Source organism: Pseudomonas sp. 15C, from assembly GCF_055484735.1.
This window is the reverse complement of record NZ_JBUDGD010000094.1, coordinates 1-12785: the sequence shown is the minus strand read 5'-3', so window position 1 is coordinate 12785 and position 12785 is coordinate 1. Positions and strand designations below refer to the sequence as shown.

13 protein-coding genes are annotated in these 12785 nt (G+C 60.9%); 7 read left to right on the top strand and 6 right to left on the bottom strand.

Features of this window, described 5'->3' with window-relative positions; translation table 11 throughout:
* Positions 1-133: 133 nt before the first annotated feature.
* Positions 134-997, bottom strand: a complete 864-nt coding sequence (locus ACYYKW_RS25730) for a universal stress protein (RefSeq protein ID WP_093102515.1) — start codon at positions 995-997, stop codon at positions 134-136.
* A 159-nt stretch (positions 998-1156) separates the two neighbouring features.
* On the opposite strand from ACYYKW_RS25730, the gene ACYYKW_RS25725 reads away from it, so the two are divergent.
* The 3 genes from ACYYKW_RS25725 to ACYYKW_RS25715 all read left to right on the top strand — a co-directional run bounded on the left by ACYYKW_RS25725 (position 1157) and on the right by ACYYKW_RS25715 (position 3893).
* On the top strand, positions 1157-1768 hold the full coding sequence (locus ACYYKW_RS25725; RefSeq protein WP_203421626.1) for a MiaE family protein: 612 nt from the start codon (positions 1157-1159) through the stop codon (positions 1766-1768).
* A gap of 130 nt (positions 1769-1898) precedes the next feature.
* A complete protein-coding gene (locus tag ACYYKW_RS25720) occupies positions 1899-2606 on the top strand; it encodes a winged helix-turn-helix domain-containing protein (protein ID WP_464991509.1) in 708 nt (235 codons plus the stop codon).
* A complete protein-coding gene (locus ACYYKW_RS25715) occupies positions 2607-3893 on the top strand; it encodes an ATP-binding protein (RefSeq protein ID WP_464991507.1) in 1287 nt (428 codons plus the stop codon).
* A 134-nt stretch (positions 3894-4027) separates the two neighbouring features.
* Here the strand turns inward: ACYYKW_RS25715 and ACYYKW_RS25710 are convergent, their stop codons facing one another.
* Positions 4028-4516, bottom strand: a complete 489-nt coding sequence (locus ACYYKW_RS25710) for a GFA family protein (protein ID WP_464991506.1) — start codon at positions 4514-4516, stop codon at positions 4028-4030.
* 127 nt (positions 4517-4643) lie between these two features.
* On the opposite strand from ACYYKW_RS25710, the gene glsB reads away from it, so the two are divergent.
* A complete protein-coding gene (gene glsB / locus ACYYKW_RS25705) occupies positions 4644-5552 on the top strand; it encodes a glutaminase B (RefSeq protein WP_464991505.1) in 909 nt (302 codons plus the stop codon).
* A 202-nt stretch (positions 5553-5754) separates the two neighbouring features.
* Positions 5755-7257: an aldehyde dehydrogenase family protein gene (locus ACYYKW_RS25700; RefSeq protein ID WP_464991504.1), complete on the top strand. Its 1503-nt coding sequence runs from the start codon at positions 5755-5757 to the stop codon at positions 7255-7257.
* A gap of 58 nt (positions 7258-7315) precedes the next feature.
* Here the strand turns inward: ACYYKW_RS25700 and ACYYKW_RS25695 are convergent, their stop codons facing one another.
* The gene (locus ACYYKW_RS25695) at positions 7316-7975 is read right to left on the bottom strand and encodes a carbonic anhydrase (protein WP_464991503.1); all 660 of its coding nucleotides are present in this window, start codon (positions 7973-7975) and stop codon (positions 7316-7318) included.
* 58 nt (positions 7976-8033) lie between these two features.
* Positions 8034-8501 carry a cyanase gene (cynS, locus tag ACYYKW_RS25690; RefSeq protein WP_464991502.1) on the bottom strand — a complete coding sequence of 156 codons (468 nt, stop codon included), beginning with the start codon at positions 8499-8501 and terminating at the stop codon, positions 8034-8036.
* Between the two features lie 120 nt (positions 8502-8621).
* Between cynS and cynR the strand changes: the two genes are divergently transcribed.
* Positions 8622-9509: a transcriptional regulator CynR gene (cynR, locus tag ACYYKW_RS25685; RefSeq protein WP_336354512.1), complete on the top strand. Its 888-nt coding sequence runs from the start codon at positions 8622-8624 to the stop codon at positions 9507-9509.
* Positions 9510-9738: 229 nt separating this feature from the next.
* On the opposite strand, the gene ACYYKW_RS25680 is transcribed toward cynR, so the two are convergent.
* Together ACYYKW_RS25680 and ACYYKW_RS25675 are read right to left on the bottom strand one after the other, a co-directional pair.
* Complete coding sequence (locus ACYYKW_RS25680; protein ID WP_332768790.1) at positions 9739-10068, bottom strand: hypothetical protein; 330 nt, start codon at positions 10066-10068, stop codon at positions 9739-9741.
* Positions 10069-10611: 543 nt separating this feature from the next.
* The gene (locus ACYYKW_RS25675) at positions 10612-12555 is read right to left on the bottom strand and encodes a DNA topoisomerase III (RefSeq protein WP_464991501.1); all 1944 of its coding nucleotides are present in this window, start codon (positions 12553-12555) and stop codon (positions 10612-10614) included.
* A 155-nt stretch (positions 12556-12710) separates the two neighbouring features.
* Between ACYYKW_RS25675 and ACYYKW_RS25670 the strand changes: the two genes are divergently transcribed.
* A partial coding sequence (locus ACYYKW_RS25670; protein WP_464991508.1) for a DUF1028 domain-containing protein occupies positions 12711-12785 on the top strand: 75 nt, incomplete at its 3' end.

Genomic DNA, 12785 nt, shown 5'->3' with positions numbered 1-12785 from the left:
GGAGGAGGGTGAAAATCTCCCACGGTCTGTACTGCGCTAACAGTCAGAATCGAGCCTTGTCCCTCCTCCTCCCTTCAAGTCCTACCATACAAGCGAGCCCGCTCGCGAAGGCGCCAGTCCGGCACCGCCATCCTTAATGTTTCACCGCCAGCTCCACCAGATGATCCTCAACCTCCTGGGGCTTGAGCACCAGCACGTCGCTTTCGAGCGCATCGAGCACCGCTTCGGCGGTATTGCCGATCAATGCGCCTGACAAGCCGCTGCGCGCCACGGTGCCAATCACCGTCACCGCCGCCTGCAGCTTGTGCGCCAGATACGGGATCAAGACGTCCGCCGGGCCTTCCTCGATGTGCAAATGCTCGTCATCAACATCGAATTCGGCCTGAAACGCCCGGCACTGTTCGCGATATTTGGCTTCTATCGTCGATTTGAGCTGGAAGGTCGGATCTGCCGCCGAGAGCATCGGCGACGGGTGCGCGGTGATCACATGCAGGTGCGCCTTGGCCAGGCTGGCGATGTCGTAGCCGTGATCAATGATCGTGGTGTGCAAATGCCGATGTTCGCCATCGGCATTGCCGACGTCGATTGCCGCCAGAATCACCCGGTCTTTCCATGAGCCCGTGGTTTTCACCAGCAGCACCGGGGTAGGGCAGTGGCGCAGCAGTCTCCAGTCCGCCGGGGTCAGCAGAGCCTTTTTCAACGAGCTGTCGGGGAAATGCTGTTTGATCACCAGCCCGCAACCCTCGGCCTGCTGCACATCGATGATGGTTTCGTGCAGGCTTTCATTCCATGCCTGTTCGGTGGTCACGCTGTAGCCTTCGGCCAATAGCGCAGCCTTGAGCACGCTGAGCAGGCCGGCGTGGTCATGTTTCTTGTCGCACACCAGCAGATGCAAATGGGCCTGGGTGACACCGGCGATCAGCTTGGCGCGTTTGAGCGCCAGGCTTTCCGCGTGTTCGGGTTCGATGACCACCAGGATGCTGCGAATGGCTTGCATGAGCGGAGTCTCCAGCAAAGAAAAGGCACGACGTTGCACAACTATAGTTGCTGCGCGATCGTCTGCGACTTGATGCATATCAACGCCAGCCGCTGGTGGTCTGCGGGCAGGCCGGTATAATCGGCGCCCTTCGCTCGTAGACCTTTTGCCGTGAGCCCCATGATCCTTCCCGAAATCCACGAATTCCTTGGCTGCCGCACCCCCGACGCCTGGGTTCAGGCCGCCCTGGCCGATCAGGAAACCTTGCTGATCGACCACAAGAACTGCGAGTTCAAGGCCGCCAGCACCGCCCTGAGCCTGATTGCCAAGTACCATTCCCACGTCGACCTGATCAACATGATGTCGCGTCTGGCCCGGGAAGAGCTGGTGCACCACGAGCAAGTGATGCGCATCATGAAACGGCGCAAGATCGAACTGCGTCAGCTGCACGCCGGTCGTTACGCCTCGGGTCTGCGCAAAGTCGTGCGCAGCCATGAACCGGTGAAACTGGTCGATACGCTGGTGGTCGGCGCGTTTATCGAAGCGCGCAGTTGCGAGCGCTTCGAGGCGCTGGTGCCGCATCTGGACGAAGAACTCGGCAAGTTCTACTTCGGCCTGCTGAAAAGCGAAGCGCGGCATTTTCAGGGTTATCTGAAACTGGCCTATCAATACGGCGAGGCGAAAGACGTCGCGCAAGTGATTGAAAAAGTCCGCGCCGCCGAGCAGGAATTGATCGAGTCGCCGGACGAAGAATTCCGCTTCCACAGCGGTGTGCCCGCCGCCGTTTGTTAAAAACTCTTAAAAACATGAAACATCAGCGAAAACCGGCCCCAGCGGCCGGTTTTTGCTGCCTGCGCCAATCGCTTGCCTGGTGATTGCCGCCATAATGCCGGCCACTTTCGACAAGGGTCAGATGGGCGTTATGGATAACCTGGGTTTTGGCAAAGTGCTGCTGGTGGAAGACGATGAGCGTCTGGCGGCGCTGATCGCGCACTTCCTCGAACAACATGGCTACGAGGTCCGCGTGGTGCATCGCGGCGATCTGGCCGTGGCGGCTTTTCTCGAATTCATGCCCAGGGTGCTGGTGCTCGACCTGATGCTGCCGGGGCAGAGCGGGCTGCAAGTGTGCCGCGAGATCCGCAGCGTGTCGGACACGCCGATCGTGATGCTGACCGCCAAGGAAGACGACCTCGACCATATTCTCGGCCTCGAATCCGGCGCCGACGATTACCTGATCAAACCGATCAAGCCGCCAGTGCTGCTCGCGCGGCTGCGCGCATTGCAGCGGCGGCAGGTGCCGGACAACAGCGTAGTGAGCTTTCTCGAGTTCGGTCTGTTGAGCATCGACCGCAGTTGCCGTGAGGTCCGGCTGAACGGCGAGCTCATCGAGTTGACCACCATGGAGTTCGAACTGCTGTGGTTGCTGGCCAGCGCGGCGGGCAAGATTCTTTCACGCGATGACATTCTCAATCGCATGCGCGGAATTGCCTTCGACGGGCTCAACCGCAGCGTCGACGTGTACATCAGCAAGTTACGCAACAAGCTCAAGGACAACCCGCGCGAACCGGTGTGCATCAAGACCGTGTGGGGCAAGGGTTATCTGTTCAATCCGTTCGCGTGGGAGCTGTAAATGCTGCGCTTGTTTCTCGGTTTGTTTCTGGTCATGACCCTCGGCCTGGTGGCGGCGTTGCAGACCGTCGAACATACGTTCAACGCGTTGCTCGACAATCAAATGCAGGCTTACAACCGGGAAGCGGTGCGTGGACAGGCGTGGTCGCTGGTCGATCATTTGCGCGGCACACAGGGTGCGCAGCGTGAGCAGAAACTCGACAGCTTACGCAAGCACTACGGGCTTTCGCTCAGCCTGGTCGAGGCTGCGCAACTGGCGCTGACGGCGCAGGAAAAAGCCGAGCTGGCGCAGAATCTGCTGGTGATTCGCGACGATTACACCCAGTTCATCAGCTACATCGACGGCGGCTCGCAATTGCTCAGCATCAAGCTGCCGCCGGAGCCGAGCCTGATGCCGTTCTACATCAGTGCCGCCTACGTCATGCTCGCGGTGCTGATCGGCATCGTGCTGTTTTTCTGGGTTCGCCCGCACTGGCGCGATCTGGAAAAGCTGCGCATGGCCGCCGAGCGTTTTGGCGCTAACGATCTGTCGGTGCGTATTCAATTGTCCAGGCGCTCGAACATTCGTGATCTGGCCGAACACTTCAACTTGATGGCGGCGCGCATCGAGGGCCTGATCGCCAATCAGCGTGAGTTGACCAATGCGGTATCCCACGAACTGCGCACGCCGATCGCGCGGTTGTCGTTTGAACTCGATCAGCTCAGACAGCAACCCGGCGCCAGCCAGAATCGCGAGTTGATTGCCGACATGTACGCCGACCTGGGCGAGCTGGAGGAAATGGTTTCGGAGCTGCTCACCTACGCCAGCCTCGAGCACGGCGCCACGGTGATCAAACGGGAAAATATTCAGGCAGCCAACTGGCTCGACAGCGTGGTCGGCAGCGTCGCACTGGAGGCGGAGGCGGCCGGCATCGAGTTGTTGATTGGTGATTGCCGTGTCGACACCGTGCGCATCGAACCGCGCTTCATGGCGCGGGCGGTGATCAACCTGCTACGCAATGCCATTCGTTATGCCGAGCAGCGCGTTGAAGTGACGTTGGTGCGCAGCGGCGACGTGTACGAAGTGCGGGTCAGCGATGACGGGCCGGGCGTGCCGATCGATGGCCGGGAGAAAATCTTCGAGCCGTTCTCGCGACTGGATGCCAGCCGCGATCGGCGCACCGGTGGTTTTGGTTTGGGCCTGGCGTTGGTGCGGCGGGTGTCGCAGTCCCATGGCGGGCAGGTTGAAGTGGGTGATTCGACGTGGGGTGGGGCGGTGTTTCGGATGACCTGGGCGCATCTGGATTGAAGGCTGTGAGTCTCCTGTCGGGATTACGCCCCCCTGTAGGAGTGAGCCTGCTCGCGATAACGGTGGATCAGTCAGTAATGGTGTGTCTGACCCACCGCTATCGCGAGCAGGCTCGCTCCCACAGGGGGCGCGGTTCAGCGGGTCACACCGAGGCGCTCATGCCACTGGGCAATCGATTCTTCGGGGTATTCAGCAAATTGCTGATCCTTGGCTGTCGCCTCGATTTCAACCCACGACGCTTTCGACCCGAGCATCAAATGCGTGTGTTCCGGCGGCACCGGCAGCGCTGTATCGATAGCCGAGGCAAATGGATGGATCAGCTCTGGCCACTCCGGACTGAACAGCCACAAGCCGCTGCCGCACAGTGAGCAGAAGTGCCGTTCGGCGCTGCTGCGATGGGTGCGCTGATCGCCGGGGTTTTTCATTTTCGCGTGGTAGATGCTGATGTGCTTGCGCCCGCGCACCTTGAGGCTGGTCGCATCGCCGCCAAGATTGATTGCGTAACCGCCGCCGCCCTGGGTCTTGCGGCAGATCGAGCAATAGCAGCGTTGATAAGGGTAGGGGTGGGCGCTGTCGAGGCTGAACGTGACCTCGCCGCAATGGCAGGAGCCTTCGAGGTGCATGGTCTTCTCCTGAAGATGAATGTTTGCTCAAGCCTAGATCATTGCGCGCGGTGTGATGCGCCGTCCGCGCGCAGCGTCTAGCCCCAGTGTCCCCGTGATCCCTTGGGGCGAGACTTCGAGACCCGGCATGCAAGCGCTGTTGAACGAGATCCTTGACGCTGTCCGCCCGTTGATCGGGCAGGGCAAAGTGGCTGATTACATCCCCGCCCTCGGCACCGTGCCGGCCAATCAGCTGGGCATCGCCGTGTACGGGAATGACGACGAGATGTACTGCGCCGGCGACGCCGAAACGCCGTTCTCGGTGCAGAGTATTTCCAAGGTGTTCAGCCTGGTACAGGCGATCGATCATTCCGGCGAAGCGATTTGGGAGCGCCTCGGCCACGAGCCTTCCGGGCAGCCGTTCAACTCGCTGGTGCAACTGGAGTTCGAACGCGGCCGACCACGCAATCCGTTCATCAATGCCGGTGCATTGGTGATTTGCGACATCAATCAGTCACGCTTCGCCGCGCCGACCTTGTCGATGCGCGACTTCGTTCGGCGCCTGTCGGGCAATCCGCAAATCATGATCGACGGCAAAGTCGCCGATTCCGAATACCAGCACCGCGCGCGCAATGCGGCGATGGCGTACCTGATGCAGTCGTTCGGCAATTTCCACAACGATGTCGAAGCGGTGCTGCGCAGTTATTTCAGCCACTGTGCACTGCGCATGAACTGCATCGATCTGGCCCGGGCCTTCTGCTTTCTGGCCAACGACGGTTTCTGCAAACACAGCGGCGAACGTATCCTCACGGCGCGGCAGACCCAGCAAGTCAACTCGATCATGGCCACCAGCGGGCTGTATGACGAGGCCGGCAACTTCGCCTACCGCGTCGGTTTGCCGGGCAAGAGCGGCGTCGGTGGCGGGATCGTCGCGGTGGTGCCGGGGCAGTTCACGGTCTGCGTGTGGTCGCCGGAACTCAACGCCGCCGGTAATTCGCTGGCGGGGATGGCGGCGCTGGAATTGCTCAGCTCACGGATTGGCTGGTCGGTTTTTTAAAGTCGAATCCCACGTTCACCTCCTTACCTGTGGGAGCTGGCTTGCCAGCGATAGCGGTAGTTCAGGCAACATTTATGCTGAATGTGCCGACCCTATCGCTGGCAAGCCAGCTCCCACATGGTTTTCGGTGGATTGAAGAGGTGTATTTCGGCAGGTAATCCGCTACATTTTCCGGCCGCCCCCTGCATGGTGAATCCGCTTCATGTCTCTTGCGCTCGAACGTCTAGTCGCTGGCACGCCGATCCCTTTTGCTGGTAACCGCGTCACCGTGGTCAGCCCTGAACTGGCCGCGTGCTTTCAGCCCGGTGATCATCTGCTGGTCGAGCAGGTCAGTGGCGAGTTGCTGCTGATCCCCGTGGCCGACCAGCAAGCGGCGTCTGTTGCGATCGAGCGCGCGGCTGCGGCATTCACGGCGTTGTCGGCGGTGAGCGACGAGGCGATCAGCGAGTTCTTCGATCTGTTTGCCCAGCGTCTGGAAGACCCGCAATGTTGGGCCCACATAGAATCCGCCAACCGCGCAGACATTGAGCGCGCCAAGGCCCGTGGCCGCTCGACCACCCGACTGCTCGCCGACGAACGCATGCGCCGCGACATGATCGCCGGCCTGCGTGCCTGGCGGGATGCCGCAGCAACCCGCGGCAAAATCATCAGCAGCGTCGAGCACGACGGCTGGAAGGTCGAGCAAGTGGTCGCGCCGCTGGGCATCGTTGCGTTTGTCTTTGAAGGGCGACCGAACGTGTTCGCCGATGCCGCTGGCGTGTTGCGCACCGGCAACACCGCGGTGCTGCGTATCGGCAGCGATGCGCTGGGCACCGCGCAAGCGATCGTCGCCCACGCCTTGAACCCGGCACTGGCCGCAGCCGGCCTTCCGGACGGCGCGGTGTCGCTGGTGGAAAGTGTCAATCACGCCGCCGGTTGGGCGATGTTCGCTGACCGACGCTTGTCGCTGGCGGTAGCGCGGGGTTCGGGTCGTGCGGTCAGTCAACTCGGCAGCATCGCCCAGCAGGCCGGTACCGCGGTCAGCCTGCACGGCACTGGTGGGGCATGGCTGATCGCCGATCAGGCCGCCGATGCCGAGCGCTTTGCTGCGGTTGTGCGCAACTCGCTGGACCGCAAAGTCTGCAACACCCTCAACGTTTGCCTGATCCAGCGTGAGCGCGCCGCTGAGCTGGTACCGCTATTCCTCAATGCCTTGAAACAGGCAGGCACCGCGCGCGGGCAGGGTTGCAAACTGCACATCGTTGAAGGCAGCGAAAGTTGCTTGCCGAGTGAATGGCAGAACGCAACGGTCGAGGTTTACCGCGCCGAGGGTTACCAGACTGAAGCGCTCGCCGAACCGCTGGCGGAATCGGAACTGGGCCGCGAGTGGGAGTGGGAGGAAACCCCGGAAGTCAGCCTGATGATCGTCGACGATCTGGACCAGGCGATCGCCTTGTTCAACCGCTACAGCCCGCAATTCACCGTGTCGTTGATCAGCGAGGATGCCGCCGTCCATGAGCGTTTCTACAACGCGGTCAACGCGCCGTTCGTGGGCAATGGCATCACCCGCTGGGTCGACGGGCAGTACGCGCTGAACAAGCCGGAGCTGGGCCTTTCCAACTGGGAAAGCGGGCGCTTGTTTGCGCGCAGTGCGATTCTTTCCGGGGATGGGGTTTTTACCGTGCGCAGCCGCATGACGCAGGTTGATCTCACGGTAAAGCGCTGATTCTGTAGTCGGTGATCGTTCCCACGCAGAGCGTGGGAACGATCAGTCGACGATCCGTTCAGGCGACGTCAGCGGTTTTTGCGTGGATCGCACAGGTCGCCGGTTGCTCGGCCAGTGGCACAAAGGTGCGGCGGTCCGAAGACAGCGCATTGATCGAGCCGGTCTCGATGTCGTACACCCAGCCATGCAGATTCAACAGGCCTTTTTCCTGCGCCAGGCGCACGCTCGGGTGGGTCTGGATATTGGCCAGTTGCGCAATGACGTTCTCGCGCACCATCGAACTCAACTTCGCCGCATCGTTGGCATGCGCTCGCGCTTCGTTGACCACTTTTGCAGATTCGGCATGCTGCAGCCAGCCACTGACCGCCGGCAGGTGGTCCATGCATTTGCACTGGGCAATCGCGGTCATTGCGCCGCAATCGGAATGCCCGCAAATCACGATATCACTCACGCCGAGCACGGCCACCGCATATTCCACCGTCGCCGAAACCCCGCCTGGATGCGGGCTGTAGGACGGCACGATGTTGCCGGCGTTGCGGATCACGAACAGCTCGCCGGGTTCTTGCTGGGTCAGCAGTTCCGGCACCACACGGCTGTCGGAACAGGTGATGAACAAGGTGCCGGGCTGCTGCGTGGTGGCCAGGTGACGAAACAGTTCGCTGCGTTGCGGAAAGGCTTCGTTCTGAAATTTCAGGAAGCCGTCGATCAGGGATTGCATGGGCGTGTCCTCTATAAGGTGATCGAGTGGCCCGCATCCGGGATGCGGGCCGGAGCAATCAGAACGGACGCAGCGGCAGGAACTTGCCATCGAGGGTGACCACGGCGCGGGAGCCGCCTTCTGGATCGTCAACTTTCTTGATGTCGAGTTTGAAGTTGATCGCGCTGATGATGCCGTCGCCGAACTGCTCGTGGACCAGCGCTTTGAGCGTGGTGCCATAGATCTGGATCATCTCGTGAAAGCGGTAGATGGTCGGGTCGGTCGGTACGCCGTTGAGGCTGCCGCGCAACGGGATGATCTGCATCGCCGCGACGTCTGCAACGCTCAGCTCCAGCTTGTTGCCGACCACTTTCGCAGCGTTTTCCGGCAGTGGGTGCTGGCCGAGCAGGGCGGCGGTGACGTAGGCCAGGCTCAGGCCGGTGTCATCGGCGAGATCCTGCCACGACAGATCCTTGCGTGCCTTGGCGTCGAGGATGCGGGTAGTCAGGGCCAGGCTGGTGTCGTTGCAGGCGTGGGACTGTTGCATGGTGTCACTCCTTTCAGGGTTGGCTTGCTGTGTGGGAGAGATCTTCGGCCGATTGATCCATAGCGTCCAAGACCGATATACAATGCCGAGCATTAGTCTTGCCTATAGATGGTGTGCCCCATGCTGTTGCGACATTTGCGGTATCTGCTGGCCGTTGCCGATCACGGCGGTTTCACCCGTGCCGCCGAAGCGCTGCACGTGTCGCAGCCGACCCTGTCGCAGCAGATCCGTCAGCTGGAAGAAACCCTCGGCGTAACGCTGTTCGATCGCACCTCGCGCACCGTGAAACCCACCGATGCCGGCGAGGCGTACATCGAATGTGCGCGGCGAGTCCTGGTAGAGCTGGAAGCGGGCAAGCGCGCCTTGCATGACGTGAAGGATCTGTCGCGCGGGACGTTGCGTCTGGCCATGACGCCGACGTTCATGGCCTACTTGGTCGGGCCGCTGGTGCGGGATTTCGCGGCGCGGTATCCGGGGATTCATCTGCAGATTTTCGAGTTGTCGATGGACGACATCGAGGCGGGGCTGGCGGATGACTCGCTGGACATCGCCATCGCGTTCACCCCGGTGCGCAATGCGGAGATCGAATGCATTCCGGCCTTTACCGAAACGTTGGCGATCATGGTCGGCCGTGAGCATCCGCTGTATGCCAGTGACTCGCGGTTACTGGCAGAGGATATTGCTCAGCTGGATTTCGCCTTGCTGGCGCCTGAGTTCATTACACGGTTATCGGTGGACGAGTATTTTCGACAGCAGGGGATCACGCCGAAGGTGCACATCGAGGTGAATTCGGTGAGCACGTTGCTGGAAGTGGTGCGCTGTTCGCCGATGGCAACGATGTTGCCGCAGGCTATGGCTACAGAGGACCGGGCGTTGCGTCGGTTGCGGGTGATGAGTGAAGCGCCGCAGCGTGGGGCGGCGATTTTGCGACGGCGCAATAACTACCACAGTGCCGCGGCGCTGGCGTTTGTGGAGTTGGTGCTGGGCCTGAAAAGCCCCTCACCCTAACCCTCTCCCCGGGGGAGAGGGGACTGACCGCGGCGTTTGGACGAGTTACATCGACCTGAAAGTCCTGAGCCGAACGCGAATTTCGAATCCTTCATAGATCGGCTCCCTCTCCCTCGGGAGAGGGCTGGGGTGAGGGGCTACAATTTCAATCACGCCAAATCAATGCAAGCGAACAAAAAAGGCCTGCTTCCTTTAAGGAAGCAGGCCTTTCGATTATTTAATTACTAACTCAATACAACCGATCAATCACCCGAACTTCATTATTGTTCTGCAGCGAATCCCACGCCTGTTTCAGCGTCTGCAGAACATTGCCAATGAAGTCTCTGTCGGCCGCTGCCTTCTTGCCGACATAACCGTGGCCGCGTCGATACATCTTCAGGCGGGCCGCCAGGTTCTGGTGGTTACGGTCGAATTCTTCTTCACCAGCATGGGGCGACAGGCAGTCGATATGCACCTGCCCCGATTTGCTGATCCACAGAATATGGCTGTCGTGGCTGTCTTTTTGCGCAGCGAACATACGAGCCAGTTCTTCGACAGTAGGTTGATTGTTCAGATTCATGATTATTGCCCCTTGACCAGTCTGGTGATCTTTCAAAGTTGATTCGCTAATACAGGTAGCCCATCGGTTAGTTGATCCCTGGCACCGAAACCAGGACGTCAGCGCTCGCCCGTGTTGAGTACGGGGTCGTGCATCTGTTGCATGTAGTCGTGTTGAATAACTGCTACGCAATAGCGTCACAACGAGGAGAAGCAGCGAAAACCGGGAGGCGCATTGGCGACGCTTTCAGCGTCGACCACAAGCATCTTGAGAATTTTCGCCAGCGCTTCTCGTCCTTGTACTGGACGTTCAGGCCAGGTCAGCTTCTTCAATCTGCCTTGTGGGCAGCGTGTATCCGGAAAAAACAACTCGGCGGTCAGACGAGTTTGCTCAAGCGTGTTACCAGCGCTCCCGATCGGGGAACGTCTTCATCATGCAAAAGCAAAGCGATGCCGTCAACGGTTTTGTAGTGATTATTTTCAAGCACTACATATTGTCGGACAAAGCGCTTTTGGAATGAGAAAAGATCCGGGATGCGTAGGAAATCAGGGAACCGTGAGGGGCTTAACGGGTCGCCGGGCGGGCCGTGCGTTTGTGTGTGGCGGTGGTTTTGCTGGCGGTCGATTTGCGTTTTTTCTTCCATGGCGCCGCGGCTTTACCGGCGGGTGGCGGGCCGCTGATGGTCAGGCTCAGGCCGGAGCAACGGGTAACCTGCTTGCTCATCCATGCCGCTTGTTTGGTGACAAATTCTTCCAGGCTCATCTCGCCGCTCTGCACCATGTCCAGCGCCTGCTCCCAGATCGCCGTGGTGCCGGGATCGGCAATTGCGCGAGGCACGGCATCGATCAGGCTGAACGCGGCCGGCGTGGCGGCGAGCGCCTTGCCGTTTTTCACCAGATAACCCCGATCGATCAAACCCTGAATGATCGAGGCGCGGGTGGCTTCGGTGCCGATCCCGGTGGTGTCCTTGAGTTTCTGTTTGAGCAGCGGATCTTCCACCAGTCTGGCGACGTTTTTCATCGCCTTGATCAGGTCGCCTTCGGTGTAGGGTTTCGGCGGTTGCGTCCACAGGTCCTTGAACTTGACCTCGGCGACGGCGCATTCGACGCCCTGGCCAAGTGCCGGCAAGGTCTGCGGCGCGGCAGCCTCGCGGCCCTTGGCCGGTGCCAGCGCTTCGGGCAACGCGCGTTTCCAGCCCGGCTCAATGATCTGCTTGCCGACTGCGCGGAGCGCTTGCCCAGCGCAATCGAAATCGGCCTGGGTGCGGTCGTATTCATGGTTGGGCAGAAATTGCGCCAGATAGCGTGCGCGGATCAGCGTATACACCGCGCGATGCTTGCCGGTCAGGCGTTCGAGGTTTTTCGCCGCCGCGGTGGGGATGATGCCATGGTGAGCGCTGACCTTGGCGTCGTTCCATGCGCGTGAACGGCGCTGTGGTTCGAGATGGCCTCGCAGCGCTTCGAGGCCGGGATCGGCCTGACGCAGCGCCGCAAGAATGCCCGGCGCTTCGCTGTGCTGGCTCAGCGGCAGGTAACCGCAATCGCTGCGCGGGTACGTGATGACTTTGTAGGTTTCGTACAGCGCCTGGGCGATGTCGAGGGTTTCCTGCGCGCCGAGGCCGAGTTTCTTCGAGCAGACTTCCTGCAGAGTGCCGAGATCGAAGGGCAGGGGTGCCACTTCGCGCATGCGCTCGGTTTTCAGCTTGACCACCCGCGCGCTGGCCGCATTGCCGATCGCCGCCGCTGCCTGCTGGGCCAGCGGCTGATTCAGGCAGCGCTCCTGATCGTCACAGGCGTCCGTCGGCGCGCGCCACTGCGCGGTAAACCGCGTGCCGTCGTGCAGCAGATCGACATCGATCGCCCAGAACGGCACAGGCACGAAATCGGCGATGCTGCGGTCGCGATCCACCACCAGCCGCAAGGTCGGCGTTTGCACCCGGCCTACCGGCAGCACACCTTGATAACCCGACTGGCGGCCGAGCAGGGTGAACAGACGGCTCATGTTCATGCCGATCAGCCAGTCCGCTCGCGAACGCCCCAAAGCCGAGTGGTACAGGCTGAAGGTCTCCGCGCCCGGCTTGAGTGCGGCCAGGGCCTTGCGGATCGAGGCCTCATCCAGCGCCGACAGCCACAAGCGGCGGATCGGCCCGCGATACCGGCAATGCTCGACCAGTTCCCGGGCGATCATCTCGCCCTCACGGTCGGCGTCGGTGGCAATGATCAGTTCGCTGGCCTCGCCGAGCAGGCGTTTCACCGCTTTGAACTGGCTGGCCGTGCGCGGCTTGACGGTCATTTTCCATTTGTCCGGAATGATCGGCAGGTCCGCCAGCACCCAGCGCTTGTAGCGTGCGTCGTAGGCATCCGGCGGCGCGGTTTCGAGCAGATGGCCGATGCACCAGGTCACCGTGACGTCCGTTCCCAACCAGCAGCCGTCGCCCCGACGCCGGGCGCCGAGCACGGCCGCAATGTCTTTGGCCTGGGAGGGTTTTTCACAGAGGTACAGCCGCATAGCCACCATCGTCGATCAGGGTCGGAACAGGTGCACAGAATGGCCGGACTTGGCGGTGGGGGCAACTTTTATCTGTATGGATATACATGTAAAAGTTACCGGCCCTTGCCCTCACCCTAACCCTTTCCCGGAGGGCGGAACAGGACAAACACTTCATGACGTTTTCAATCGTCGGCCGTTGCGCCGAAACAGGACAACTGGGCATCGCCATCAGCTCTTCCAGCATCGCC

Excerpts from the sequence above, each read along its gene's own strand:
- ACYYKW_RS25730 (WP_093102515.1), bottom strand. The coding sequence starts at position 997 with ATGCAAGCCATTCGCAGCATCCTGGTGGTCATCGAACCCGAACACGCG.
- ACYYKW_RS25725 (WP_203421626.1), top strand. The coding sequence starts at position 1,157 with ATGATCCTTCCCGAAATCCACGAATTCCTTGGCTGCCGCACCCCCGAC.
- ACYYKW_RS25720 (WP_464991509.1), top strand. The coding sequence starts at position 1,899 with ATGGATAACCTGGGTTTTGGCAAAGTGCTGCTGGTGGAAGACGATGAG.
- ACYYKW_RS25715 (WP_464991507.1), top strand. The coding sequence starts at position 2,607 with ATGCTGCGCTTGTTTCTCGGTTTGTTTCTGGTCATGACCCTCGGCCTG.
- ACYYKW_RS25710 (WP_464991506.1), bottom strand. The coding sequence starts at position 4,516 with ATGCACCTCGAAGGCTCCTGCCATTGCGGCGAGGTCACGTTCAGCCTC.
- glsB (WP_464991505.1), top strand. The coding sequence starts at position 4,644 with ATGCAAGCGCTGTTGAACGAGATCCTTGACGCTGTCCGCCCGTTGATC.
- ACYYKW_RS25700 (WP_464991504.1), top strand. The coding sequence starts at position 5,755 with ATGTCTCTTGCGCTCGAACGTCTAGTCGCTGGCACGCCGATCCCTTTT.
- ACYYKW_RS25695 (WP_464991503.1), bottom strand. The coding sequence starts at position 7,975 with ATGCAATCCCTGATCGACGGCTTCCTGAAATTTCAGAACGAAGCCTTT.
- cynS (WP_464991502.1), bottom strand. The coding sequence starts at position 8,501 with ATGCAACAGTCCCACGCCTGCAACGACACCAGCCTGGCCCTGACTACC.
- cynR (WP_336354512.1), top strand. The coding sequence starts at position 8,622 with ATGCTGTTGCGACATTTGCGGTATCTGCTGGCCGTTGCCGATCACGGC.
- ACYYKW_RS25680 (WP_332768790.1), bottom strand. The coding sequence starts at position 10,068 with ATGAATCTGAACAATCAACCTACTGTCGAAGAACTGGCTCGTATGTTC.
- ACYYKW_RS25675 (WP_464991501.1), bottom strand. The coding sequence starts at position 12,555 with ATGCGGCTGTACCTCTGTGAAAAACCCTCCCAGGCCAAAGACATTGCG.